This window comes from Paenibacillus sp. Y859, assembly GCF_056786405.1.
Window position 1 is genome coordinate 155801 of sequence record NZ_JBXCIZ010000001.1, and the last position, 26554, is coordinate 182354.

At 41.1% G+C, this 26554-nt stretch carries 28 protein-coding genes and 1 pseudogene; 9 read left to right on the plus strand and 20 right to left on the minus strand.

The window, feature by feature from the left end; genetic code table 11:
• Nucleotides 1-164: 164 nt before the first annotated feature.
• Entirely contained in the window at nucleotides 165-347 is a 183-nt protein-coding gene (locus AC1TO8_RS00850) for a hypothetical protein (RefSeq protein ID WP_482053733.1), read from the minus strand.
• A gap of 185 nt (nucleotides 348-532) precedes the next feature.
• On the minus strand, nucleotides 533-1360 hold the full coding sequence (locus tag AC1TO8_RS00855) for a L,D-transpeptidase family protein (protein WP_482053734.1): 828 nt from the start codon (nucleotides 1358-1360) through the stop codon (nucleotides 533-535).
• Nucleotides 1361-1581: 221 nt separating this feature from the next.
• Between AC1TO8_RS00855 and AC1TO8_RS00860 the strand changes: the two genes are divergently transcribed.
• The 5 genes from AC1TO8_RS00860 to AC1TO8_RS00880 all read left to right on the plus strand — a co-directional run bounded on the left by AC1TO8_RS00860 (nucleotide 1582) and on the right by AC1TO8_RS00880 (nucleotide 6697).
• Entirely contained in the window at nucleotides 1582-3255 is a 1674-nt protein-coding gene (locus AC1TO8_RS00860; RefSeq protein WP_482053735.1) for a ribonuclease J, read from the plus strand.
• Between the two features lie 49 nt (nucleotides 3256-3304).
• Complete coding sequence (locus tag AC1TO8_RS00865; RefSeq protein WP_482053736.1) at nucleotides 3305-4015, plus strand: DUF421 domain-containing protein; 711 nt, start codon at nucleotides 3305-3307, stop codon at nucleotides 4013-4015.
• 175 nt (nucleotides 4016-4190) lie between these two features.
• Nucleotides 4191-5027, plus strand: coding sequence for an alpha/beta hydrolase family protein (locus AC1TO8_RS00870; protein ID WP_482053737.1), 837 nt, complete (start codon nucleotides 4191-4193; stop codon nucleotides 5025-5027).
• A gap of 177 nt (nucleotides 5028-5204) precedes the next feature.
• Nucleotides 5205-5987, plus strand: coding sequence for a hypothetical protein (locus AC1TO8_RS00875; RefSeq protein WP_482053738.1), 783 nt, complete (start codon nucleotides 5205-5207; stop codon nucleotides 5985-5987).
• A 131-nt stretch (nucleotides 5988-6118) separates the two neighbouring features.
• A complete protein-coding gene (locus tag AC1TO8_RS00880) occupies nucleotides 6119-6697 on the plus strand; it encodes an LOG family protein (RefSeq protein ID WP_482053739.1) in 579 nt (192 codons plus the stop codon).
• 89 nt (nucleotides 6698-6786) lie between these two features.
• On the opposite strand, the gene AC1TO8_RS00885 is transcribed toward AC1TO8_RS00880, so the two are convergent.
• Nucleotides 6787-7536 carry an AAA family ATPase gene (locus tag AC1TO8_RS00885; protein ID WP_482053740.1) on the minus strand — a complete coding sequence of 250 codons (750 nt, stop codon included), beginning with the start codon at nucleotides 7534-7536 and terminating at the stop codon, nucleotides 6787-6789.
• A 66-nt stretch (nucleotides 7537-7602) separates the two neighbouring features.
• Complete coding sequence (locus AC1TO8_RS00890; protein WP_482053741.1) at nucleotides 7603-8097, minus strand: flavin reductase family protein; 495 nt, start codon at nucleotides 8095-8097, stop codon at nucleotides 7603-7605.
• 477 nt (nucleotides 8098-8574) lie between these two features.
• Between AC1TO8_RS00890 and AC1TO8_RS00895 the strand changes: the two genes are divergently transcribed.
• Complete coding sequence (locus AC1TO8_RS00895; RefSeq protein WP_482054465.1) at nucleotides 8575-9543, plus strand: alpha/beta fold hydrolase; 969 nt, start codon at nucleotides 8575-8577, stop codon at nucleotides 9541-9543.
• Here the strand turns inward: AC1TO8_RS00895 and AC1TO8_RS00900 are convergent.
• From AC1TO8_RS00900 to AC1TO8_RS00915, 4 genes are read right to left on the minus strand one after another with little or no spacing between them, the layout of a single operon-like run.
• Nucleotides 9496-11670, minus strand: a complete 2175-nt coding sequence (locus tag AC1TO8_RS00900; RefSeq protein ID WP_482053742.1) for an MMPL family transporter — start codon at nucleotides 11668-11670, stop codon at nucleotides 9496-9498. The two genes, AC1TO8_RS00895 and AC1TO8_RS00900, sit on opposite strands and share 48 nt — an antisense overlap.
• A gap of 28 nt (nucleotides 11671-11698) precedes the next feature.
• On the minus strand, nucleotides 11699-12847 hold the full coding sequence (locus AC1TO8_RS00905; protein WP_482053743.1) for an NAD(P)/FAD-dependent oxidoreductase: 1149 nt from the start codon (nucleotides 12845-12847) through the stop codon (nucleotides 11699-11701).
• Nucleotides 12844-13590, minus strand: a complete 747-nt coding sequence (locus tag AC1TO8_RS00910; RefSeq protein WP_482053744.1) for a methyltransferase domain-containing protein — start codon at nucleotides 13588-13590, stop codon at nucleotides 12844-12846. The genes AC1TO8_RS00905 and AC1TO8_RS00910 overlap by 4 nt, the downstream gene beginning before the upstream one ends.
• Nucleotides 13577-14728: a type III polyketide synthase gene (locus tag AC1TO8_RS00915; protein WP_482054466.1), complete on the minus strand. Its 1152-nt coding sequence runs from the start codon at nucleotides 14726-14728 to the stop codon at nucleotides 13577-13579. The genes AC1TO8_RS00910 and AC1TO8_RS00915 overlap by 14 nt, the downstream gene beginning before the upstream one ends.
• A gap of 373 nt (nucleotides 14729-15101) precedes the next feature.
• Here AC1TO8_RS00915 and AC1TO8_RS00920 point away from each other — a divergent pair, with 373 nt between their 5' ends.
• Together AC1TO8_RS00920 and AC1TO8_RS00925 are read left to right on the plus strand one after the other, a co-directional pair.
• Entirely contained in the window at nucleotides 15102-15764 is a 663-nt protein-coding gene (locus AC1TO8_RS00920) for a futalosine hydrolase (RefSeq protein WP_482054467.1), read from the plus strand.
• Nucleotides 15761-16609, plus strand: coding sequence for a 1,4-dihydroxy-6-naphtoate synthase (locus AC1TO8_RS00925; RefSeq protein ID WP_482053745.1), 849 nt, complete (start codon nucleotides 15761-15763; stop codon nucleotides 16607-16609). The genes AC1TO8_RS00920 and AC1TO8_RS00925 overlap by 4 nt, the downstream gene beginning before the upstream one ends.
• A gap of 118 nt (nucleotides 16610-16727) precedes the next feature.
• Here the strand turns inward: AC1TO8_RS00925 and AC1TO8_RS00930 are convergent, their stop codons facing one another.
• From AC1TO8_RS00930 to AC1TO8_RS00940, 3 genes are read right to left on the minus strand one after another with little or no spacing between them, the layout of a single operon-like run.
• A complete protein-coding gene (locus AC1TO8_RS00930) occupies nucleotides 16728-17726 on the minus strand; it encodes a metal ABC transporter substrate-binding protein (RefSeq protein ID WP_482053746.1) in 999 nt (332 codons plus the stop codon).
• Nucleotides 17727-17750: 24 nt separating this feature from the next.
• Complete coding sequence (locus AC1TO8_RS00935; protein ID WP_482053747.1) at nucleotides 17751-18605, minus strand: metal ABC transporter permease; 855 nt, start codon at nucleotides 18603-18605, stop codon at nucleotides 17751-17753.
• Complete coding sequence (locus AC1TO8_RS00940; RefSeq protein WP_482053748.1) at nucleotides 18542-19258, minus strand: metal ABC transporter ATP-binding protein; 717 nt, start codon at nucleotides 19256-19258, stop codon at nucleotides 18542-18544. Before AC1TO8_RS00940 ends, AC1TO8_RS00935 begins: the two co-directional genes overlap by 64 nt.
• A gap of 235 nt (nucleotides 19259-19493) precedes the next feature.
• On the opposite strand from AC1TO8_RS00940, the gene AC1TO8_RS00945 reads away from it, so the two are divergent.
• Complete coding sequence (locus AC1TO8_RS00945; protein WP_482053749.1) at nucleotides 19494-19688, plus strand: GTP-binding protein; 195 nt, start codon at nucleotides 19494-19496, stop codon at nucleotides 19686-19688.
• Between the two features lie 28 nt (nucleotides 19689-19716).
• Here the strand turns inward: AC1TO8_RS00945 and AC1TO8_RS00950 are convergent, their stop codons facing one another.
• The 9 genes and pseudogenes from AC1TO8_RS00950 to AC1TO8_RS00990 form a co-directional block, all read right to left on the minus strand.
• The gene (locus tag AC1TO8_RS00950) at nucleotides 19717-20172 is read right to left on the minus strand and encodes a Fur family transcriptional regulator (RefSeq protein WP_482054468.1); all 456 of its coding nucleotides are present in this window, start codon (nucleotides 20170-20172) and stop codon (nucleotides 19717-19719) included.
• A pseudogene (locus AC1TO8_RS00955) lies at nucleotides 20170-20403 on the minus strand (TIGR03943 family putative permease subunit); the annotation flags it as partial. The pseudogene AC1TO8_RS00955 and the gene AC1TO8_RS00950, both read right to left, overlap by 3 nt.
• A 108-nt stretch (nucleotides 20404-20511) precedes the next feature.
• Nucleotides 20512-21249 (minus strand): alpha/beta hydrolase, encoded by a 738-nt coding sequence (locus AC1TO8_RS00960; RefSeq protein ID WP_482053750.1) that lies wholly within the window; start codon nucleotides 21247-21249, stop codon nucleotides 20512-20514.
• A gap of 93 nt (nucleotides 21250-21342) precedes the next feature.
• Nucleotides 21343-22218, minus strand: coding sequence for a radical SAM/SPASM domain-containing protein (locus AC1TO8_RS00965; RefSeq protein WP_482053751.1), 876 nt, complete (start codon nucleotides 22216-22218; stop codon nucleotides 21343-21345).
• A gap of 79 nt (nucleotides 22219-22297) precedes the next feature.
• Nucleotides 22298-22708, minus strand: coding sequence for a GNAT family N-acetyltransferase (locus AC1TO8_RS00970; RefSeq protein ID WP_482053752.1), 411 nt, complete (start codon nucleotides 22706-22708; stop codon nucleotides 22298-22300).
• On the minus strand, nucleotides 22705-23877 hold the full coding sequence (locus AC1TO8_RS00975; RefSeq protein ID WP_482053753.1) for an AI-2E family transporter: 1173 nt from the start codon (nucleotides 23875-23877) through the stop codon (nucleotides 22705-22707). Before AC1TO8_RS00975 ends, AC1TO8_RS00970 begins: the two co-directional genes overlap by 4 nt.
• Nucleotides 23878-24513: 636 nt before the next feature.
• Nucleotides 24514-24723 carry a RusA family crossover junction endodeoxyribonuclease gene (locus AC1TO8_RS00980; protein WP_482053754.1) on the minus strand — a complete coding sequence of 70 codons (210 nt, stop codon included), beginning with the start codon at nucleotides 24721-24723 and terminating at the stop codon, nucleotides 24514-24516.
• Nucleotides 24724-25067: 344 nt separating this feature from the next.
• A complete protein-coding gene (locus AC1TO8_RS00985) occupies nucleotides 25068-25817 on the minus strand; it encodes an ABC transporter permease (protein ID WP_482053755.1) in 750 nt (249 codons plus the stop codon).
• Nucleotides 25805-26548 carry an ABC transporter ATP-binding protein gene (locus AC1TO8_RS00990; RefSeq protein WP_482053756.1) on the minus strand — a complete coding sequence of 248 codons (744 nt, stop codon included), beginning with the start codon at nucleotides 26546-26548 and terminating at the stop codon, nucleotides 25805-25807. Before AC1TO8_RS00990 ends, AC1TO8_RS00985 begins: the two co-directional genes overlap by 13 nt.
• Nucleotides 26549-26554 lie beyond the last annotated feature (6 nt).

Here is a 26554-nt window from a genome sequence, read left to right on the forward strand (position 1 = left end):
CTTGTTTTACTATTATGAATTTTTCATATGGTGAATTATGATAATATCGACATCTATTCTAACTCCTTCTCCGAATCGTTCGTTAACCAGATATAACGCAAACAGCACCCTGATCCATTAGGATAAAGGTGCTGTTTGCGTTGTAACGAAATAATAATTATCGTTCAGTTCCCCTTGATGTGTTTTACCATATTGGCTATTCCAGTAAAAGCAAATAATAATGCAACGAATCCAAAACCATAAGTTACCTTCCAATCACTAAGATCTGAGAACGCAACTGCAACAATAAAAGCAATTGCCGCTAAGAAATTTAAAATAGCAACGAATAGATAATTCAAACCTTTCATTAAGAACACCCCTTCCGTATTATAAAGCCCACAGACATCTAAAATTCATCTCTCTATCCAGTGTCCGTAAGAAATATTTTGTAGATATAGCTGCTTCTGTATTGTATTCCTTTAGAATCATTCTTTCAATATTCAACTATATTCCCTATAAAAAAGAAAAGCCACTTTCGCGGCTTCTCTTCTAATTAATTCGATAAATATATGGCGTTATTCTGGCCATCCCATACGACTTCAATTCCGGACAACTCTAGCATATTCCGTAGCGGAAGCATCACTGTCGCACCTTGATATCTTGATGGCGTAATCGTGATAACATTTCCGTTAACCGTCGCTTTGTTCGTAAGTGGCTTATGGGTAATCGTTCGATCCCCAATAGAGATCGTCGCCATCTGGTTCTCATTATTCCACTGTACAGTAGCTCCTAGTAATTCTAGAATCTCCCGCAGCGGAATGTAAATACGAGAATCAACATTCTCAAGCGAGTTCTTTAATTTCTGTTCTACACCGTTAATGATTACTGTTCCTTCAAATATCTTAGAGCCTACTGAGTATCCATTCTTCACAGCTATTTCCTCAAACGTTAAATCAGATGTAGTTATAATAGCATAAGAGTTTACTTTCACTTGAGTAAAGAGCCAATGAACCTCATCATTGTGCATTCGAATACAACCAGCACTTACATACTTACCGATTGAGTTCTCATTACTATTGCCATGGATCGCATACGTCGTTCCTTGTGTTCCGTTCACTTCAAGCCCAATCCATCGATCCCCTAGTGGATTTCGAGGATCTCCACCAGCAATTTTTTCCTTATAATAAGGTCTATTCTTGATTTTGTTCACAATTCTGAATTTACCTTCAGGTGTTAGACTTGGGCTCTTACCCGTACCAACAGCAAATTCCTTTACCAATTTCCCATCTTTAAAATAAGCCAATTTGTTACTCTTCTTGTTCACCACGATCAAATCTGTATTTACTTGATCGGCATTCGCCTCCTCAACATATAAGGGCATCCCAATAAGTAGAAACACAACCACAAGTACAATATAGCGCTGAATAGAATGAAGCAGTTTGCAAAACCTCCTTTATAATAAATATATTAATGGGATGAATGTCCTACGACATATATATGGCGAACAACTTTTTTTAAAATAAGCTCTTTCCTGCTTTATCGTCATAACATCTATTATAAATGGAGATACTACTTCCATATTTTCAAATGGAGGTGTCAAGATTGACGACAAAGGAAAATAAGCTTTCTATTGCCGCTCTCGGCGGTGTGAATGAAATTGGAAAAAATATGTACATGCTTCAATATGGTGACGATATCATCGTTATTGACTGTGGCTCCAAGTTTCCTGATGAGAGCTTATTGGGGATTGATCTAATCATTCCTGATATATCTTATTTACTGGAGAATAGCGACAAAGTTAGAGCCCTCATCGTCACTCATGGACACGAAGATCACATCGGAGGCATTCCTTATATTCTCAAACAGTTGAATATCCCTATCTATGGGACACGCTTAACTCTAGGGTTAATCCAAATTAAACTCAAACAGCATGGTCTTCTCAAGAGTACAAAACTAATCACAATCGATTCTGAATCGAGCTTCAAATTAGGCACGATAAATTTAAGTTTCTTTAGAGTAAATCACAGCATCCCTGATTGTCTCGGTATCGTATTCAATACCCCTGAAGGCACTGTTGTACATACAGGAGATTTCAAATTCGATTTAACACCTGTAAATGAACAGCATCCAGATCTATATAGGTTGGCAAGCATTGGTAACAACGGTGTCTTGGCTCTTTTGTCTGAGAGCACCAATGCGGAACGTCCCGGATTTACCCCCTCTGAGCGTCTCGTAGGAGCACACATCGAAGAGGCATTTATAAAAGCCGAGCAGAAAATATTCATTTCCACCTTCGCTTCCAATGTTCATCGTCTACAGCAAGTCATTGATGCGGCGGTAAAAACAAATAGGAAAGTAGCTTTACTCGGTAGAAGTATGGTGAATGTCGTATCCATTGCTACCGAGCTAGATTATTTACAAATTCCTGAAGGGACATTAGTTGATGCGAATGAAGTTAGCAAAATGCCTTCCCATGAAATTGTTATACTCTGTACCGGAAGCCAAGGCGAACCCATGGCCGCTTTATCGCGTATAGCCAGTTCTAATCATAGACAAGTAGAAATTCTACCCGGTGATACGGTTATTCTAGCTGCTACATCCATCCCTGGTAATGAACGCAATGTATCAAGAATCGTAGATAATCTATTTCAACTGAAAGCCAACGTCATTTATGGATCAGGGTCGGCAACGGGAATGCATGTATCCGGTCATGCTAGTCAGGAAGAAATGAAGTTAATGCTTGCTTTTATGAAGCCGAAATACTTTATTCCTATTCATGGTGAATTCCGCATGCTTCATCAGCACCGTTTATTAGCTGAAACGATGGGTGTAGCCAAGGATAACATCTTTATTGTTAATAATGGAGATGTTGTCGACATTCGAAATCAAGAAGCTTATCAATCTCGAACAATAACGAATGGGAATACTCTTGTTGACGGGTTGGGAATCGGTGATGTAGGAACGATTGTTTTACGTGATCGTAAGTTACTCTCCGAAGATGGCATTCTCATCGTAGTAGTCACTCTTAGTAAAATGGATGGTAAAATCATATCCGGTCCCGATGTTATTTCACGTGGTTTCGTGTATGTCCGTGAATCAGAGCAATTGCTAGACGAAGTACGTCGCATTACAGTGGCAACCATCCATCAATTACAAGAAAAGAACATTACGCAATGGGGTATTCATAAACAAACGATTAAAGAATCGGTTGGAAATCACTTGTATAGTCACACTAAAAGAAGACCCATCATCCTTCCCCTTATTATTCAGGTCTGAGTGGGCTGGAATCGGGAATTCATCGAATTAAGGGGGGGGGGGGAATGAATTGGATTTTTTCAAGAGTCAAGAATCGTTGACAACAGTTGAATGGGTCTTGAGAGCCATCGTTAGCTTTGTCTTTTTGCTACTTGCAACGAAAGTAATGGGACAACGTTCCATTTCTCAATTAAGGTTTCTCGACTTCATCATTGCCCTGACACTCGGCAATATTATCGCTCATCCGCTTTCAGACGAGAGATTAGGTGTAAAAGGCTCTATGCTAACTACCGTCACTCTAATCATTCTATATGTTGCTGCGACGTGGTTGAGCTTAAAATGGCCGTTATTCAGACGTTATCTCGATCCGCCGCCGATTACACTCATTAGAAATGGACAAATCCAATTCCATAACCTTTCAAAAGCAAGAATTTCTATTGATTTTCTGTTCTCTGAGCTTCGGAAAGAAAAAGTAGAGAATATAGAAAAAGTATCCCTCGCAGTATGGGAACCTGGAGGAACAATTTCCGTGTTCATGGATACCCAATATCAACCGCTTACCCCAGCAGATATGAAGCTTGCGAGCCAACCGTTTACCCTCGCAAGACCGATTATCATTGAAGGAAAAGCCAATGCATCCCTTCTTAAAGAAATCGGGAAAGACCATAACTGGCTCACAAAGAAAATATCACCTGCTTATTCAGAAATCGAAGATGTTATATTAGCGACAATCGACGACAACGAAAATGTACGAGTATACACTAACCCCAATGATTCATGAAGCTTTATCAAAGATGACCATTTCCCTGTCTATTCTAGGGAATTGGTTGGATAACTCCTTAAGATTTTTGCTTGGATTATGGACATTCAAACAATTAGTTTATACTAAAGAATGCAAGTTCTTTTCCACAATTAAATACTTTAAAATCCTTAAACAATAGGAGCCGATAGCAACTATGATCTTTCACATCACTTACTTATCACATGGATTGAAGGTAAAAGGGTATCTTAGCTTACCGCATGGGTATGACCTGCCTACCTCAGAGTTAGAGTCCTTCATTGCTCAGTCCTATGGTTCAATGAAGCTTCCCGTAACTGGATTATCCAGTTCTTATCCACCAGCACGCAATGATCTTCGATCACAACAATGGCCTGTCTTGATTTATTGTCGTGGAGGCATCGGTAAATTCGGACGAGTCAAGACAGACTGGCTTGAGCAATTCTCAAATTACGGACATATCATATTCGCTCCTACCTATCGAGGAAATGAGGGTGGGGATGGGCGTGACGAATTCGGGGGCAGCGATCAAGAAGATGTTTTATCCGCATATCGTCTTGTGGAGAGTCTTCCTTTTGTAGATGAGAAACGAATTTCTGTAATGGGCTTCTCTCGTGGGTCTATTAATGCTACACATACCGCAACACACATACCTAAAGTACATAAATTAATCCATTGGGGTGGTGTATCCGACCTTGCCCAGACCTATGAAGAACGAGTGGATCTCCGTAAAATGTTGAAACGAGTCGTTGGAGGCTCCCCCAATAAAATACCTGAATCCTATCAACTGCGCTCTCCTATCTTCATGGCGGATAAAATTCAGTGCCCCGTGCTTATTATGCATGGCACCCAAGATACCCAAGTCGATTTCAGTCACGGACTCAATATGTACAACAAGCTTGTCGAGGCAGGGGTACCCACTGAGTTTCATCCATATGACGGCTACGACCACCATCTTCCACTCGATACACATTTAGTCGCCATTGAACGAATGTTTCAGTGGATTGAACAGTAGGCCCCACACAGAAACGTATGTTCGGCAAACTATTGACATTTTCCATATTAAAGGATAGACTAAGTTTAAATTTAACATGTTAGCGAGCGAAGCACCTCGCAAGATTAGGCGTACTAGCCTTTCTTGGAGGTGCTTTTTCTGCGCTATAAATTTCATGGAATGGAGTTGATTTAATTTATGAATAAGGCAATGGTTAGAGGATTTCGAGGTTCAATATTAATCATTCTTTGTCTATTGATTATGTTACAAAGTAATGTCTCACAAGTGAGTGCAGCGGATCATTGGGATACTGCATTGGAACATGTCAACCATATTTACGATGATTTGACAGTTCTTAAGATGGCTATTTCGTCTGAAAAACAACTTATTCAAGAGCAACGTACAGTGAATAATGATGCATTGAAGCAAGTGAACATAAAGATCAATAACATAGACCTAGAGTTAATAAACAGATTGCAAATTCAATACGATCAGACCTTACGTAAGCATTCTCCGCTTTTAGAACAATACTCAGCACTAACCAAACAAACTACTGCAGCTAAGAAGAATAAAGATAAGAAACTCGCTGATCTACTGAATCTTAAGCGTAATAAGATACTAACTTCTGTGTTAACTGCTCGTTCTGAGGTGAAAGCTACCAAAGATGCACTCGCTTCCGCCAAAAAGCAGCGTTCAATCAAGTTGAAGGCAGTTAAGGAGGTGCTTGCTCCTGTCCAAAATTACAAAAAAATGATTACTGCGGAGAACAAAACAATAGCTACGACGAAACAATCTTATTCGGCAGCAGAGAAACGTTATAAAGCAAGTGTCAAGCAGGGCAATGCCGTTACAGCCGCTGAAGAAATAACGCTTATGTATAACGAAATGCAAAACATTCAAACATCTCAACAACATATTTACGGCTGGGAGAAGCAAATTTCACAGATCATACTACTAACCGAGTCCAAGATTCCTAAGTGACGCTTATCGTTAAAAAGAAAAGGACCACTTCTGTGGTCTTTTCTAATTAATTTGATATATTAATGGCTTTATTCCTGTATAATATATAATAACTAATACAATATACATAAAAATTGGAGTGAATACCATTTATGAATTCTATTTGTATTTTTGCAGGATCTAATCTTGGGGAGCGTCCGGACTATCAAATCAAGGCTACTGAGCTTGGTCATTATATGGCTCAAGAGCAATATCGCTTAGTGTATGGTGGGTCCAATATGGGACTTATGGGAGTGATCGCCAATACCGTCATGGAACAAGGTGGCGAAGCGATTGGAGTAATGCCCAAAGGATTATTTAAGGGCGAAATCGTGCATCAACAACTAACTGAATTTATTGAAGTTGAAGGTATGCACGAACGCAAAGCTATGATGGGGAAATTAGCAGATGGATTTATCGCCTTACCTGGTGGATTCGGAACATATGAGGAGCTTTTCGAGGTTCTATGCTGGTCACAGATTGGTATACACCATAAGCCTATTGGCATATTAAATATTTGCGGTTACTTCGATCCACTGTTGAAGATGATTAATTATGGTGTTCAAGAGGGATTTGCCAACGAATCAAATCTGAGCCTAATTATCGTGTCTAGTGATCCAATAGACCTTATCCAACGCATGGAGAACTATGTTCCACAAGTGATGGATAATAAATGGAAACAGCTTGATTAAGGGTAAGCTCTACCTCATCCAAACAATAAACAACCAGGCATCCTAATGGACTGCCTGGTATATTCATTCAGAACACTATTTCAATCTTCTCACTCATCATCCGAGAACAATATGTCGAAATACCTCTCGCGATGATTTAGGAAATCTCGAGTCAAGCTATAGTGTTCCGTCTCTTCGTATTCAATAGGATCTATAGAGCTTTCCGAAAAATGTAGAATTTGAGCATTCGGGTACGCCATAAGCATCGGCGAATGCGTCGCAATAATGAATTGAGCCTGTCCACTCTGTTCCATCTCCCGAATCAACCTCATAAAGGCTAACTGACTCTGCGGCGACAAGGCTGACTCTGGCTCATCTAACAAGTAAAGCCCCTTCTTATCGAGCCGATTGTTAAAAAACGTTAGAAACGCTTGACCGTGAGAGCGTTCATTTAAGGACTTCCCACCGTATGGACCATAAGCGGAATTACCAATAAAAGGATCATCTGCTAGCTCATCGATATAGTTCGCAAACGTATCAAATGTCTCAGCACGGAAGTAAAAGCCGCTATTCACCTTAGGCATCCAGCTTAATTTCATGATAGATGACAGCGATACATTATCCTTTTCCTTCTGAATGACAAGATCTTTTCCCCCAATAATACTGAAACCACAACAAAGTCCAATGGATTCCAATAATGTGGATTTACCTGATCCATTCTCTCCTGTTAGAAAGGTCACGTTACTCTCTAAGTTTAAGCTTCTCAAGCTACGTATCGCAGGGATCTGAAATGGAAATTGATGTTCATCTTCATGGGATAAGTTATCCCAATCTAGATTTATCTTCTTTAGAAAAGGCATAGTACCTCCTTTAAGTTAAATAAAGAATCCCCCCACAAAAGTAGGAGGAATGTCATCATGTAAAGTTTAAATATAGAATTCGTCCGGAATTCTCCCGAATTTCCTTTTATGATATAGGAGCGGTTCTTTGTTATTACTTTCAATATCGATGATTTCACCTATCAAAATAGTGTGATCTCCCGCTTCAATCGTTTTGAACGTCTTACATTGCATCACTCCTGAAGCTCCTGCAATAATCGGAAGATTATGTTGTGATAACTTCCAATCACAACTTCCAAATCGATCAATATCTCTACTCGCAAATAGGGAACAAATATCGCCTTGATCACCAGATAGTACGTGTACAGCGAATTTATCCGTTTTTATAAAAGTTTCATAAGTTGAAACTCTTTTGTCGATGGACCATAGGACAAGTAATGGATCTAATGATACAGATGCAAATGAATTAACGGTAAGTCCCAGTGGAACTCCTTCTTCATTCACTGTTGTTACGACGGTCACTCCTGTAGGGTAATTCCCCATTACTTCTTTAAAGCGTGATACATTCGTGCTGTTATCCATATTTAAAGCCACCTTTCAACGTATAGAGGTAGTTCAAAAAGTCATCTTTTGATCACGAAGATTACCAAGAAGCTTACTCGACATCGAATATTGAATTCAGCCGGTCCTAGCGTATGCTTACGAAGTATGTTTCCTTCGGAAACATTTCAGGTGCTCACGTAGGTACTGCCAGCGTAGGCTTTCGAAGTCGTTTTCTACGAAAACGTGTAGCTCCGCTCCTCACTCCCTTGCTTCATCCAATCTTCTGAGGCGTTTCGAAGAAACGCAGCCTCGTAAGCATACACTTTAGTGCTGAAAATCCGACTTTTTGAACTCGAACTTATATACCATGAACATTTATTTATCAATTATAACTCAAACAACAAATAAAGACTCAAAATTTTAACAATATTTTAAAATAGGAAAGTTTTTAGAAAAAGCTTCTCTTTAACTTTTCCAATTTTCGCCTTTAAATTAGTGGAGGAGGTGGTTTTGACCATGATTTCTTTCTCTGATCAATTGATTCGCGGGACTCTATCAGTAATCGGTTTTCCATTGACCTTGTTTCAGATGGTATCATCTAGATACCAGTCATATCAATATAAGCCTAGTGGACAAATGATTGAGCTAAACCAGCATAAGGTGCATGTCAATGTATCTGGGAAAGGTTCACCTACTATTATATTGGAGTCCGGCATGGGCGGGTGCTCATTAGATTGGTGTCACGTTCAACCCGAACTTGCTGACATTGCGACAGTGATCTCTTATGACCGCGCCGGATTAGGCTGGAGTACTTCCTCTCCTTTAGAACCAACCTGCCAACAATATGTGAAGGATCTTCGTTTGTTATTGACTGAGCTAGGCAGAAAGCCGCCTTTCTTACTCGTTGGACATTCATATGGTGGAATGATCATGAGATTATTTGCCGCCACGTATCCAGAGGAAGTAATGGGTCTAGTGTTAGTGGATTCCACACATGAGAATAGATACTTATTAGATCAGTCCCATCCACCTAGAAGGAAGCAACGCAAGAATCATTTGAAAATGTTCCGACTAGGCTATTTACTGTCTCCGATAGCCATTCCCCGATTGTTGAGAATGCACATCGGCTCCAAGCGACTTCCTCCTGAGATGCTGAAAATAGCTCGTGCCTTAGGTTACCGAACAACTGCTTATAAGTCCGCATATTTGGAAATTTTGCATACGGGAGAAAGTAGCATCCAACTACAGCAATCACAACCTTTGAGAAAGGATTTACCCGTCATCGTATTAAGTGCCGGTAAACAAACGGATGATTGGAAAAAAGGACAGGTAGATTTATTACATCTTACTCAAATGACCAAACAAATCATCGTAGATGACAGCTGGCATTCAATTCAGATACATAGACCCGATGTAGTGATCCATTCAATAAAGACATTATTGAAAAGGCATCCACCAATTCATTCGCCCGAGAAGTGTCATTAATGAAGGAACAAGGATCAATCGAATGATCGTGGCATCGATGAATATGGCTGCTGCAATTCCGATTCCGAGTTGCTTCACCCCTACGACATCTGCGAAGGCGAATGGCAAGGTGACTGCAATCATAATAGCTGCTGCCGAAGTGATGATCCGACCGGTTGAAGATAATCCTGACGTAACGGCAATAAGGTGATCACCCGTACGTTCGTATACTTCTGACACTCGGGATAACAGGAACACACCATAGTCCATACTGATTCCAAATACGAGACCAAATACAAAGACAGGAATCATAACCGCAATAGGACTAGCTTCAAGTCCAAATCTTCCTTTTTCAAATATAAACACAAGAATACCGAACGATGCACCTAAACTTAATAGATTCATCACAATGGCTTTAAGTGGAATAAGAATGGACCGGAACGCAATGCATAGAACAATAAAGTTCGTCACTCCAATAAATAATAGAATAGAAATAATATGACTCGAAATTTCATCGAATATCTCCTGCTGATACTTCGCCTCTCCCCCAACTTTTAACGATAACTCAGAGGGGGCATCTTCCTCCTCTAAATTCCGTAACCAATCCGAAGCTTCTTTCGAACCGACGGCACCACGTATAGTCATCCGAAAGAGCAGTCTATTATCCCTAAGCACGGATTGTAATTCCGATCCCATCTTGTTCATAAAAGAAGGATTCTGAAGCAACCGAAGTGATTGTTGCTCCGATAACAATGAAAGATGGTCAAACACAGATTCAATTTTAATTACTCCCGGATCTTGTTTCATCCGCTTCACCCATTGATAGGCGTGGAGCCAATCTTCGGTTGTAAATGTGGGATTCTTTCCTTCCGCGATCACAGTAACCTCTGAACTAGAAGTCGACGTAAATTGAGCATGATACACTTCCATCGCTGTTCGTGATTCATATCCTCTAGGGAGTGAACTTTCATCCGGTATGCTTACGACCATATGCCGCAATGGTAAGAGACAACTAAGCAACACGATAGAAGCAAGCAGTACTGATGCGACAGGTCTTTTCATAATGGCGAGTGACCATCGATCCCAAATGCCTAGTGTTTTGGATTTCTGGGGTTTTTGGGACTTCGGGGATTGCTTCTTGTTAGGAACTATTCTTTGAGCAACTATAATTGGAGCGAGGATACTAAGTAGAGCCGGGAGTAGTGTTAAATTCAGTAAAAGCGATATGATTAGAACAACTATTGCACCCGATGCGACGGTCGTAAAGATGGGTAAATCAATGAACTGGATGGCTACTAGCCCTAGAAACACACATGCTGCCGAGAATACTACAGCTCGTCCGGCTGTACTCATCGAAGTTATTAATGCCTGCTCAACATTCCTTCCATGAAGTTCCTCCTGAAATCGACTGATGATCATAAGTGAAAAATCAATACTTAACGCCAATCCAACCATAGGTATCACACTTAATACAAAATTGGAGAGATCCAACACTGTGCCGACGAAAGCCATGATCCCTAGTGTGCCTATAACACCAATAATCCCTATCACAAGTGGGAGCAATGCAAATAAGACTCCTCTGAACGCAAATAACAGTATTACGAATGCTATCGGCAAGCCGATCAACTCCGCTGTCTGCAATCCTTGACGACTCGCTTGATTCACATCGTATTGAATAACGGATTTCCCTGTCACACCCATCGAAATATGCGAGGAAGTGGGAAGTTGCTGTCTAATCTGCTCTATTACAGGTCCGATCTGGTAGGCGTGCTGACGAAATCCAAGAAGTGCATAAGCTACATTCCCTTGTAGCATCCCTTCCCTTTCAAACGGAGATACTTGTGAAGAAAGACCTTCGATGTTACTCATACTCAATAGGACGCTCTCAATAAACTGCTGAAACTGCTGAGTTGTTACTAATGTTTCTTTTTCAAAAACAAGCATAATCGGCTCATCAGGAATTCCGAATTCTGAATATAGTATTTGTTGAACATATGTAGAACTCCCATCAGATTCTAACCCGTGGTCTTTGAGTAGCGTTGGTAATTCAGTAGCATAGGTACTAAAGACGACAAAGAATGCAGTCCACAACACAATGATCCATGGAGAGAAGCGATGTGAAAGAATAGCAAGCATGCGGTATCCCATAAGCAAGCCTCTCCTATATGAAAAATAGTTAACCTTTATATAATTTCAATCGAGTGGCCTTAACTAGATACTTTCCAATGGGCGGGCAGATCCTTACTAGGGTAGGGACACAGCGCGTAATCATAGGCATCGAACTCAATACATGCGCAACCCTTCCTCGTCTGATAAGACCACTAAATTCACGCTCAATCGCTTGTGTATATTCTTCTTGCCACTGAGAATGTGATATCTCTCCACGAAGATAACGATTAGCGGAAGCACAACATAGAAAGGACGAACGTAGTGCAATCGACATGCCATCCCCGCAGAGCGGTGGAATCACCACTGCTGCATCCCCTAGATGTGGAATGACATGCCATGCTAGCGGATGATGTGACAGATGGACTGGAGCGATGGACACTTGTGTACCCTCAACTGAGACAGCTTGTTTCATTCTCTCAACTAATTGAATATTCCCTTTTGAAGCTGATTCAAGTATTTCAGGTATTGTCGTTCCCGCGCCCTTGACGACTCCCTTTTCCAACAACGCAGCCACATTCGAATAACCATTCTCAACAGGAGAAATCCCAATATACCCACCTTTCACGAAATATAACTCCGTAACGGATTCAGGTTGAATTCCCGAATAATGAGATTTGATTCCGACGTAGGAAGGCTTACTCGAATCCAATGGATAAGGTTCATTGAACATATTAGAATGACGATGTGAACCCCAAGCAGCATAAACTGAGCGAGCATGAATGACCTCAACTTTACCATTCTGCTTCATCTTGACCTCGTATCCCTCTTCTTTTTGCTTGATAGATGTCACTGTAACTCCTGTCCGTACGTTTGCACCTGCATGAATAATCGCTTCATGGAGTGCAGAGTCAAGTGAATAGCGACTTATTCCCCTTGCCGTACCTGGTAAAGGAACTTCTACTGAATCTCCATGTTGAAATATAAGTCTCGCTTTCGATATCAGCTGCGGCTGTAATGATTCCATAACGGCATCCAGTCCAAGCTTACTAAGCATCTCTTGAAATTCCGGAGATAGAAATTCACCACAAGTTTTGTGGCGGGGGAACGATTGGCGATCTAACAAGACCGTTCTCCATCCTAGATCTGCTAATTGTTTGGCCAGACTGCAGCCAGCAATTCCTCCACCTATTACGACCGCATCCATTATTTGTGTCATCCACTCTCACTCCGATCTTTATTCTGTACAGAACCCTGAGGAATGACAACAGCATATCGAAATAAAGGTCGCCATGAATAGATGAGTTGTGGGATACCTATAGCTTCTCTTAACATAATCCAATCCGTAGCCCGAAATCCTTTAGCTACAGATAAAGGGGCATCATGTCTTATATAACGATTCGTGGAAACCACACGACTGACAATCCATACAGCTAGCCACGCCAGCCAGTGTCGGTGAATATCGTTAATAACAACGCCAAGCTTGGACGCTTTATGCATATAGGATACGACTTTATGTAGCTCATCTCCCGTAAAATGATGAATAAATTGTGATCCAGTCACAATATCAACACAGGCTTCGGATAAGTACTTCACATCAACTAATCGCACCGATACTCGCGGTTCATCATGAAAAAATTGACGTGCCTCTTCACAGGCTTCTTCCGTAACATCAACTAGTTGAATCGTAATATCAATGCCCTTCTTATCTGCCCATCTAAGAATACGTCTGTTCACATCTCCTGAACCCGCACCGACGTCAAGAATAGTTAAGGCACTCGGCCGATCCGCGAGAATCCATAACTTCTCAATACCATAGATTGTAGGACTCGAGGCTCCAAATATTAGATTCAACATCCTTAAATCACGTAGCGCTTCATGCAGATCTGCTCCACCCATACTGAAGTCGTCCATTAATTCTGGTTCTTCCGCTCTTTTCTGTAACTTCTTAAGAATGAACATGATCTATCTTCCGTTCTTGTAGAATGCTCGTAGGAATATACGTAAACTTTAGTAGTTCTGCCGTTAACCCCGGACCGAAGGCTAACGCTACGCCACTTGAGGATGCAACTTGACGAGTTAGCAGATCCTCACGCATCGCTTTTAATACGAATAGAATTGTAGCAGAAGACAAATTACCATAGTCATGGAGGATGCTTCGGCTAAACTGAACCTGAGCATCGCTTAATTCGAACATCTGTTGTACGATATCAACAATTCCTCTGCCCCCAGGATGTATTGCCCATAAGCTAGGAGTCTTGTCTCCATCTAAGAGTGATTCCATTTCCGCAGTTAGATAGCGACCTAACAACTTAGGGATATTCGTTGATAGATAGAGATCGAATCCATAATTGCCAATCTCCCATATCATTTCTTCACTACACTCAGGTAAAAGAACCGAATGGCCGTCTCCTAATTGAAACAACCCCTTACTGTTCTTATCAGCGGTCCCAATAATGCATGCAGAAGCCCCATCCCCGAAGAACGACGCACCAAATAAAGCCTCGCGATCGCTTGAAGGCTGGAAATGAAGTGTACATAATTCCACACAGACTATTAATATTTGAGCGTTTGATTGTCCTTCCACCAACGTTCTAGCCAATTGAATCGCCTTCAATCCCGCTGCACATCCTTGAAACGTTAATGGAATCCGCTGCACACGAGGAGACAGCCCCATATCCTTGACAAGAACAGCATCCAGCCCTGGAAGGAATTGTCCCGTACAACTTACTGTTATGAGATGGGTGATCTGTGAACGATCGACCTCTGCATCAAGCAAGGCATCCTTCGCCGCTTGTAGGCCTAAGGGGATAGATTCTCTTTTATATATTTCCATCCGTTCTGCGGTAGAAGGGACATCATGAAGTCCTTTTGATGGCAAATAGCGGCTTCTTGATCCATGTCCGATAAGATTAGGTTCACAGGTATACCGAGTGGCGACACCACATTGTTTAAAGATTCTTCTTGCCCACCGTACTGAATTAGGAGAATCGTGTAGAGCTTCCTCTAGTTTATCTAGCACTTCACCTTGTTCAAATCTGTTAGCTGGGAGAGCCGTACCTATTCCAAGTATAGAAATGTTAGGAGACATCGTATCCATCATTAGTCCCATCAACCCCTTGTCCAAAATTTGTACCGATATGACGTAATGGAACAAGTCTATTCTTCAAATAGCTCGTATATGCATGAATCCCCACGGTATCCATGTTATATTGGTTAAAGTGCATGTTCAAAAAGTCGACTTTTCAGCACCGAGAAGATTGGATGAAGATAGGGAGTGAGGAGCGGAGCGTAGGCAGTCCCTACGTGAGCACCGGAAGGACCGGCTGAATTCAATTTTCGATGTCGAATACGCCCCCTGCTATACTTCGGGATCAAAAGACGACTTTTTGAACAACCTCTTAAAGAAATAATAAGCGAACGAGGGGATAACTTTGAAGCATAATATCAATACAGAACCACTCGAGATCGCAATAGAAACTCTTGAGTCAGGTAAACGAATACTGATTATGACCGCTGTTGTAGCGGAGAGAGATGCTGTCTTACGTGGTCTTAGGGGATCTAGTCAATTCGATGTACGAATCGCAGGAGTAGGTTCAGCCGTTGCTGCTGCCAATACAGCTACTGCGCTTGCCTTAGCCGATTATAGTCTAGTCATTAGCGCTGGCATTGGTGGTGGGTTCGTTGGACAAGCAGAGCTTGGCTCAATTGTTGTAGCAAATGAAATTGTAGCCGCAGATTTAGGGGCAGAGACAGCTGAAGGCTTCTGTAGCGTTGATGAGCTAGGCTTTGGGTCTTCTCGTGTAGAAGTAGATTCTACTCTAGTCAGCATAGTAACCGATGCTCTTCATCAAGCAGGTCTTTCCGTTCATACGGGAACCATTCTTACCGTTTCAACAGTGACAGGTTCCTCTGGGAGTGCCCTTGCACTAGACAAGCGTGTGCCCGGGGCGACCGCAGAAGCTATGGAAGGTTATGGTGTTGCTGTAGCAGCACAAATTCATAACGTACCTGTTCTCGAACTAAGAACAATATCCAATGTAGTCGGTCCACGTGATCGAGCAGCATGGAAGATGAAAGAAGCTTTTGAGGCTCTTGAAGCCGCAAGTTCAATATTGCTGGAGGTGTTAACATGAAGATTGCCTTTTCACCGTGTCCTAATGACACTTTTATATACCACGCTTGGGTTCATGGTTTACTCCCTGGTGCACCCGAGTTGGAAGTTACATACGCGGATATTAATATTACGAACACACTTGCGCAAGGAACCGATGGACCTGATATTATCAAAATATCATACGGAGCTTTGCCGTGGGTATCCGATGAATATGCGTTACTTCCATGTGGCGGGGCGCTTGGACGCGGTTGTGGTCCATTAGTACTCACATCAGGCCGTAATGAGATTACGAATGATCCTGCATCACTAGCAGGTCGCCGTGTCGCTGTGCCAAGTGAGACTTCAACCGCTTATTTATTGTTCCGTTTATGGGCAGCACAGAACATCCCCGGTGGAATCGGTGAGATTGTAGTCATGCCATTTGACCAGATTATGCCTGCTGTGCGCGATGGCTTGATTGATGCCGGACTCGTCATTCATGAAGCACGCTTCACCTATCCTGATTATGGATTGTCACTAATGACCGATTTAGGTAGTTGGTGGGAAGAAGATACGCATCTCCCCATCCCCTTAGGAGCCATTATTGCTCGTAAATCATTGGATTTAACTCAAATTTCACAGTGGATTCGTGATTCGGTTGAATATGCTTGGGCTCACCCCAATGTATCGCAACAATACGTCCTTCAGCACTCTCAAGAGCTATCTCCTGAAGTCGCACAAGCCCATATTGATTTATATGTGAATGAATTCAGTGCAAATCTAGGTGATGATGGTTACAATGCCATCAAGGCTTTACTCAATCGGGCTTATGAAGAAGGTATTATACCCAAGACCGATTTCGATTCGCTTCTTTGGCGGGGATAACTGTGATTATATCGGTGATTCTTTCTGGATTTTGGATCGCATATAAGGCCGAGGGGGATTCCCCTCGGCCTCTATTCTATATACTTACTCTATTCAGTAGCAGAACCTATTTTCTGATTCATTCACTCAATGCCTTTACCAAGGCTTCAAGATTCTTCTTCATAACTGAAATATAATTCATATTATTCTGAGTCTCTTCTTTCGTTAACCCTTCTAACGGGTTCAACACGTCTGTTGTGGCACCAATTTCTTTAGCAAGAGTTTCAGCTACTTTGGGATCTGCTAGCGTTTCGAAGAATATCGTTGTCACCTGATGTTCTTTGGCAAATTTCACTATATCTACCATCTTATCGGGAGATGGTTCTTGTTCTGGAGAAAGTCCTGCAATCGCAACTTGAGTTAAGTTATACTCCCTTGCCAAATAACCAAATGCAGCATGTTGAGTAACAAATTCTTTTGTTTTAATATCTTTTAATCCTGCTTTAAATTCTTCATCCAATTGTTGCAGTTGCGCTATATATACCGCTGCATTGTTGTTATAATCTTCTTCATTTACAGGATCAGCCATTACAAAAGCTTCAAGAATTGCAGTTACTTGTTTCTGAGCTAGAACAGGACTTAGCCAAACATGCGGGTCCATTACATGCTCATGCTCAAGCTCATGAGCTTCCTCTTCACCTTCTCCGTGATCATGTGAATGTGCCTCGCCTTCCATGAGAGCAATGCCATGACTCGCCTCAATCACAATACGCTTTTCATTAGAAGCACTTTTAATTGCCTTTTCTGCCCATTCCTCAACGATACCGTTATATATGAATATATCCGCATCTGATACTAATGCCATATCTTTCGCACTTGGCTCCCAATCATGGGGCTCGGTTCCAGCAGGAACAAGAACAACAACCTCTGCATGATCTCCTGCGATTTGCTTACTGAATTCATACATCGGATAAAATGAAGTCACAACCTTCAATTTCTGCTCCATTTGAGCGCTTGCCTCAGGCGTTGATGCCTGATTCGTTGCATTGGTTGACACCACATCATTTTTTCCACACCCTGTTACAATTATTGATGATAACGCTACGAAGGCTAGAGTTTTTTTAAACCATGAATTCATTTTCATTTCCCCTTTATTATAATTTTATTGGTTCTGCATTCTTTCTGTATTGATATTCGGCATTTGTTTGCTACCAATCTTCATAACTATTTTCTTAATCGTAATTCCTGCAATAAGTATTAGTAATAGCAATAGCGCAATCGTTCCTCCTGGTGGTGTGCCCAGTTCATAAGATGCCGTTAAACCTGAGATTACGCCTATCAATCCTATCGCCATCGAGATTAGAATTGCTGTTTGGAAGCTAGGGGCAATGCGAATCGCTAAGGAAGCAGGAAGCACAATTAAAGATGACACCAAGAGGACTCCGACAATAGGCATAGCTGCTGCAACAATCATTCCTGTTAGAATACTGAATCCTAGCGATAACCAATGAACTGGTAACCCTGCTGTCTTGGCTGTTTCTTCATCAAATGTCATCTGGTAAAGTGGTCGTCGGAACAAATAAAAGAATGCTCCTCCAATCAATGCCACGAATACCATCAGCCATAGTTCAGTTTGAGTTACAGCAACGACAGAACCAAATAAATAGGATGTGAAACTCTTACTAACGCCTGTATTAAAACTCATAAGTACTACAGCCGTAGATAATCCACCAATCATAATAATGGCTATCGAAATTTCACTATACGTTTTGTATGATTTCCTGACATATTCCACAGCGACAGCTCCAACAACCGCAACGACGAAACCGGTCAGAGTAGGATTGATGTTCAGATAAGCACCTGCCGCAACACCTGCTAATGAAACATGCGAGAGCATATCCGCCATCAATGCCTGACGTCTTAACATAAGGTATACACCCAGCACGGAAGCAATCAATGCAATGAGCCCACCGGCACAAAATGCCCGCTGCATGAAGTCATAGTGCAGCATTTCCATCTTCCTTCCTCCTTTCGCTCAAGCGCAATAATTCGGTCCAAATAATTCTCCACCTCTGACAGTCCATGGGTAACCATTACAACCGTCTTGCCCTGTTCTTTCACCTGCTGTTGCATCAGTGCATAGAATCCAAGTCGGCTCTCCTGATCCATTCCAGTCGTTGGCTCATCCAGAATGAGTATGTCTGATTCTTGAGCGAGCGCCCTTGCAATACAAATGCGCTGTTTCTGGCCGCCAGATAGCTCACCGATTTTACGATGTCGAAGTTCCCACATACCTACTTGGCGTAATGCTCTTTCAGTCCATTTATAGTCTTCTGCCTTCAACCTTCGTAACCAAGATCCTCGGACAAATCTACCAGATCGGACGAACTCCAATATGGTACTAGGAAAGCCGGCGTTAAATGCAGCAATTTGCTGTGGCACATAACCAACAACAAGCTTCTTCCCTTCCTTATTTATAGTAGATAAGTGAACTTTCCCTTTCCATGGCTCTAATAATCCAAGTACAAGTTTAAGCAATGTTGTCTTCGCCGCTCCATTAGGACCCGTTACAGCGATAAATTCTCCAGCATAAAACTCAATATTTGCATCTTCTAGGCAAGGAACATCACTATAACCAAATACAACTTGTTCTAAAGAAGCTATAAGCAAAACGATCTCTTCCTTTCTGCGATATGGATGAATCTATCTCTAATATAAACAATAGATTCTGAATATCACTTGAAATAAACAGTAATTTTTACGATAATGGAATAAATAAAAAAATCAAACGAAAGCAAACTAGATAATCGTAATTATTACACTTAAAGAGCTTAGCAGGAACCCTTTTATTAGTCAATATAAAATTCCTTATTCATTGAAGCATCCTTTATAAATGTAAGCTGAGGTGCTGAAACAAATCGTCACTGTACTGGATGCTGAGAACGCGCTAGATTATAACAGCCTCTTCTCATCCGATAAACAACTAGTGCAGACGCTTAGACTTCAATTAGAGGTTGCCGATCATATCATTGTGAACAAAACTGACCTTGTGAAGGAATCCCATCTAATATCTACACGAAGAAGAAGCTCCATTAAATAGAGCTTCTTCTTCGTAATTATAGTATTAATCAAACGTTAACGGTTTCTTTTTGACATTCCTCGCATAACCCATAAACTTCGAATCGATGATTCACAATTTTGAATGAGCCCGGTAACTTCAGCGATTGCTCCATTGGGCAATAATCGAACGTCAATGTCTTCTCACAATTGACACAGATTAAATGATGGTGATGATGTGTTGAGCAGCTTTCTTTAAATTTCAAACCGCCATCCATAGAGTAGAATTGCTCCAACGCGCCCATTTCGCTCAATAAACGTAAATTTCGATACACCGTATCAAAGCTTACACTTGGATATGGAATCGTCATCTGATCGTATACTTCTTTTGGAGATAAATATCCATTGGCATCAGTAAATATTTCGGCTAATTTTCTCCGTTGTTCCGTAATCCGCCAGCCGCTTGTCGTCATCACATCAATCATTTGTTTAACTCTCGACGATTTACTGTCCTCATCCACTGTCATGACATTCGTTCCTTTCCCATAGGGTAACGTTATGTTACTCCCCCTATAAGTTGTCTGACCAATGACTCCGGTCAATTCAACCCATGTAACCTCTGCAACCCTATTAGCTATCTCTGATTCCACTATTATACCATAAGGAGCCGTATCTGCTGAACAACGCTGCACAGCAAGTCTAGAAATAACAAACTGATTGGGAGGCATATCATCTTCTCGATACACAAATCCAGTCATCTCGATCTTCTTCTGCTACAACATCTGGCGCTCTTTAACATGATAGCCTGCTCGTTTACTTTGGACACCCTTTTCACACTTCCAACATCATTCTTCAACGAATGATCTTCATTCCAATCTATTCATCCACTCCGATAATTTCTCTATCAACGTTTGAAGTTGCACTTCAAATGTTGTTTTCGTAGGATTGTCTCCCTTTTGCGGACCATAGCTCCCGAATTGGGCATGGTTACCACCTTCAATTACATAATATTCTGAGTATTGTGGGAGATATTGTTTAGCAATCTCGTAAGTTTCCTTCTTCAAGACACCATCCTCCGATCCAGTAAGAGAGATGACAGGTACATCCATCTCAACCAAGCTTCCTTTTGAATCCGGATATGCCGCAAGAAAGAACACACCAGCGAGCTGATCTGGATGGCTAGCCGCAAACCGTGAAGCCATAACGCCCCCTAGTGAATGGCCCCCTATTACAAAAGTATCATTAGGTTCCATACTGAGTATGCCATTAGCTCTATTTCCGCCAAGTACTGCAAGATTCAAGGGCATTTTCACAATATATGTCCGGTATCCTTGCATAGCAAGCTCTTTAGCAAGAGGTGCATAGCTTTTAGGATTTACTAAGCCACCAGGATAAAAGATGACATTTAAGCCATCAGCTTTCTCTGGATCGAATTGAATCCACCGTCTCTGTTCAGACACGGTTATTCCATTGCCACCTTTCATTGCCTCAAGTGCTATCGCATCTGGTGCGTATGGTTTCAGGTAGATCGCCATCACTACACCGATGAAGAGCACTATGAGTAGAGCAAGTTTCCACCAGCGAAAGTGAAACCATTTATCCATAAAATACATCCCCTATGATTTCATAATTTCTAATTCTTCCATAACGCAACAAAAGGAGCAGGAGTTTATTAGCTCCTGCTCATGTAGTTCACATTAAGAGAACCGCTTGCGGTATCCACACTTCCTACATAACTCTTCTACAACTTCTCTACGGGAGAACCCATCATAAAGATTATTCGCCCTCTCACTCTCCACAATTTCAGAGAATGGCGTCTGATTGATGTTCCCTAAATTAATCACACCTTCACCATCCAGACAACAAGGAATGACCGTACCATCTACAAGAATACCCGCTTGGTTACGCAGACCATGGCAGAATCCCTTTCCGTGGTCTTCCTCTTCTTTCAAATCAGGCCATTTAAACTCATGATCTTGATTGAGATAGATTTGTTTGGCAATTTTCACACCACTACCTGGAGCTATCTTTTCTTCAATTTTAAAATCGAGATTAAACTCCGTCTCAATCCATTCGAGAATCTGTCGATTTCTATTTCGTTCGAGGTTAGTGATGTTATCTTCCGTCAAATTCCAAAGTCTAAGTGATACCAGAACATCTGATTTCTCCACAGCCTCTTTCGCAAAATTAAGGACAGACGCTACATACTCTTCCTTATTCGTCGAACCTTCATGACCATCAAAGCTATGTAACGAGAAATTCAGCTGACGTAAGGCTGGTTTCATCATAATTTTATGCTTCGCTTTATGAAGAAGTGTTCCGTTTGTCGTAATATTAACTTTGAATCCTCTCTCGTGGCTTAAATCCAAGAGTTGATCAATTTTGGGGTGAAGCAGCGGCTCACCCTTCACATGGAAGTATAAATAATCCGTATGAGGTTTGATTTCGTCTAATATTTTGGTAAACGCATCGATTTTAATGAAATTAGCTTGTCGCTTTGTCTGCGGACAAAAGGTACATGCCAAATTACACACACTAGTAATCTCAATATAAAACTTCTTGAATTTCTTCACGTACATGCGCTCCATCCTATTCTGTAAGTAACACACTCCAGAAATTCTAACGTAGAAGCTTAGGATAAGCAACCTTAAACTAGTATCTCTTATACATTCCAACAGACTTTGGTTGCGTGTATTCAAACCCAAACTTCTTATATAATCGATCGGCCGGGACTTCTGCAATCAAACTTACATAGGAATCCTTAAATGCGTTCTGGTCTAAATATTGCGTAATTTCAACCATAATTAGTTTACCCAGACCTTTTCCTTGATGAGTAGGATCCACTGCAATATCTACAATTTGATAAAAGCACCCACCATCGCCGATAATTCTTCCCATCCCAATAAGTTCATTCGACTGTCTCAACGTAATGTTAAAGATCGAATGGGTCAATGCTATAGCTGCTCCTGCTCTATCTCTAGCGCTCAAACCTGCTTTAGTCCTTAATTGATTATACTCATCAGGCGTGGGTGGTTCATATATAATATCTATCGTAGTATTCATATCTCTTCTCCCTCTTCTTTCTCAATCATTTCTGGAATAGGATCATACCATTCTGTCGCATTCTTAAACCACTCAAATAGATTCATAACGATAACTTTCAGAATAGCGTAACCAGGTACCGCAAGTATAATGCCGACAACACCAAATAATTTACCAGCAACAATAATAACAAAAATAATCGTAATGGGATGAACTTTTAATGTCTTTCCCATAATTTGTGGAGATATGAATTTCCCTTCGATTAATTGAACGATCGTCCATACCGCAACCATTTTGATCAACATGATCGGTGACGTTACTAGCGCAATGATGATGGCAGGTGTGATAGCAATTGTCGGTCCTAAATAAGGAACCATACTTGTAAAAGCCGCAATGATAGCAAGCACCACGGGATAGTCAATTCCAATAATGAGATAACCGAAATACAGTAGAATTCCAATACAGAAACTAACAATAATCTGTCCGCGAATATATGAACTAATCTGATGGCTCATTTCGCTTAGAACTTTAGATGTATGCGGGCGTACCTTCGTTGGCAGAAGCTTAAGCATATACTGTGGCAATTTCTTTCCGTCCTTCAATAAGTACACTAGAATAAACGGTGCAATAATAAAGGCTAATACGAATTCCGTTACTGCTCCTACAACGGTACTAATCCCTTTAAACGTATTATTGAAAAATGAAGCCGCCTTCGATGAAATCTCACCCATGATATCAGGTGCATTGAATCCGAGGTTATTCTGAATCTGAGTGAATAAATCACTGCCAATCCAGTTCTCGAATATGATCTGAATTTCTTGACTATACATAGGGACATTCTCAACAAATCCCATCACCTGATTACGAATGACAGGAATAATCTCAACAATAAGAATACTCAATAGCCCAATTATGAGTGCATAGAGGATAAGTATAGAATAACCACGCTTAATCTTTCTACGTTCCATGAAATCAACGAGCGGATTGAGTAAATAATAGGCTATGGAAGCTAGTATTATAGGTACCGCCACGGTGCTCAGTATCGTTGTAATCGGTGTAAATATGTAGGATATTTTACTAAATACTAAAATAATTAACCCAACCATTAGTGTAATGAATAGAAACATTAACTTTTTTTGTTGGAGCAGCATAATAGATCGATTCTTGATCCCATTCGGTATTCGTTTCATAATAGTTTATCATTTCCTTTATTTATGGATTGAAATTATGATCATTATCTTCTGACCCAAAACCAAACCAGTACTTAACAAAAATTTGTGTAGGATGCCGCTACGATAACGGATTGTCCTTACGATCGCTGTTGCCCTCCGATTTCTTGATTGTATACCGCACAGCGGTTGAAATCAGAGGGCAAAGGCGAGCGCTACCGCTTCTTCAGGACAATTCCGTCATCTGCGCTGCTTCGTACTTCTCCACTTCATCCGATCCAATCCCTCTTATTATGAGTTTAAGACTGTGGAATCAGAAGAAAACATTCTTCCTACCTACTTGTTCAGATGAGTGTCATATTCCTGCGAAAAGCCGTTGCAGGCTTTATACCATACGGTGGTTAGTGTGGCTCTATGGAAAGGTGGTTCTTAAGTTACTTCACAACAGATTAAGATCGGTATAAGGTTTAATTGAGCACAACTGCAATCGGATCTTATCGAAATAGTCAAGCGCTGATTTTAGTGTTGAGCCAAGATTATTATATACTTTCTTCTATTATAACCACAATCTAAATCATCCGCATCTGCAACTGCAGCTAGTAGTCAAAAGATCACCTTAAAACTAACTCTTTAATGGATATTCAACCTATTACCTCACTATTTTAGACACTCTCGTTGTATTGATCCTCGCCATTCGAGCCTATTGGATCTCCGTAATTCATTTCCTAGTTGCCAGCTATCATCCTTCCAAGTCACGCCTTTAAGTGTATCCTTCACACCTTCGAGAAAGTTGTCAGCATCCGATTTTGATATCGGAAGGATTTCCCTTTCTCCGATGTATCTAAAGTAAGTGCCACATCCGCTCACGAAGATTCCACAGGGCCACTGAAAAACTTATGCTTTTAATTCCGTGAAATGAATTCGAATAAAAAAAGGGGCACTTTCTGCACCAATAAATTGCGCGAAAACACTCTAAACAAGACTAATATTTGCAGAAAGTCAGACCCTATGTTCGAAGTAGCGAAGATGACGGAATTGTCCTGAAGAAGCGGAGCGGTCGCCTTTGCCCTCTGATTTCAACCATTGTGGATATACAATCAAGAAATCAGAGGGCAACAGCGATCGGAAGGACAATCCGTTATCGTAGCGGTATCCTACACCAATGTGTGTGGACTTTTTCAGTGTCCTACCGACGACTTTTTGAACTTCCTCTATAAGGAAGCCATACGTAAATCTTTCGTGAACCACAGTCGATAACTCAACAGACCTAAAACAATGCTAGTAATCGCTGCTGATGCAGTAAAAGCAAACACAATTAAAATCTGATAACGTACTGCTTCTACAGGATCAGCACCCGCTATAATCATCCCAGTCATCATTCCCGGTAACTGGACGATTCCAACCGTCTTCATCCCATCGATGGTTGGAATCATACTTGATTTAACCGATCTCTTCAAGGAATCCTGAATAGCCTGTCTCGCACTAGCACCTAGACACAATAAAGTCTCTACTTCACCACGATTAGACTCAACCTCACGCTTCATATGATTCAAGAATAGACCTGATACAACCATTGCATTTCCAATCGTCATACCACTGATTGGTATAATATATTGCGGTGTTGCTTCTATTATATGTAATCCTAAGAGTAAGGCCATCATCAGAACTTCTGTACAACCAATAGAAAGGGCTATCCGCCAGCGTATGCCAGGTAATCCCTTACCACGTTTACCCGCATTCCAGGCGGCGACCGTGATCATGACTGAAATAATTAACAAGATAAACATAGGATGTTGAGATTGAAATACAAACATCAGCACGTATCCTACTAATAGTAATTGAATCGCAGAACGGATCGTTCCAATCGCAATATCCTTCTCCAAATCGAGCTTTTGCCACATAGAGACTAACATCGTGATCATCACAAATATAAGCGTAAAGCTAAGAGCTATATAGGACATTGAATTTCCTCCTGTGGCGTTAATTGTAAATAACTTCTTGCACTAGCTGTCATGGGATTGTCGAAGAATTCATCACAACGGCTATCTTCTAACAGGACTCCTCTCTCAATGAACCATACTCTTTGACTTATGCGTTGTGCTTGTTCAATATCATGTGTTATCCATATACAAGTTGTCCCTTCCTGCTCTCGCCAATCTTGTAACAGCTTCTCTACCCCTAGCTTGCTCTGCATATCTAGTGAAGCTGTAACTTCATCTAGTAGTAAAATCTCTGATCTTAGCAGTAATGAACGAACGAGGGCAACTCTTTGTTTCTCTCCTCCAGATAATTCAGACGATTTCTTGCCCCAATCCAGATAATCTAGATTTAAAGACGACATGAGCCGCTTCGCTAAGTTATGATCAAAATCTATTTTGTGAAGCTGACTCACGGTTCTTAGATTATCTTCAACACTGCCTGGAAGCATATAAGATTGTTGAGAGACATAGCTGATTCTCCTTCTCCATTCTTGAGGGTCTACCTCAACACATGAACGTCCATATAATCGAACCTCACCATCATCCTGTGCCACCATACGGCATAGAATCCGCAGAAGCGTACTTTTACCTTGCCCTGATTTCCCCAGAAGTGTAATCACTTCTGGATTAGTAATTTGAGATGTAAAGGCGTTTAATATAGGTTGATCTCCGTATCGCTTACTCAATTGATTCATTTCCAATATGCTCGTCAAAGTCAC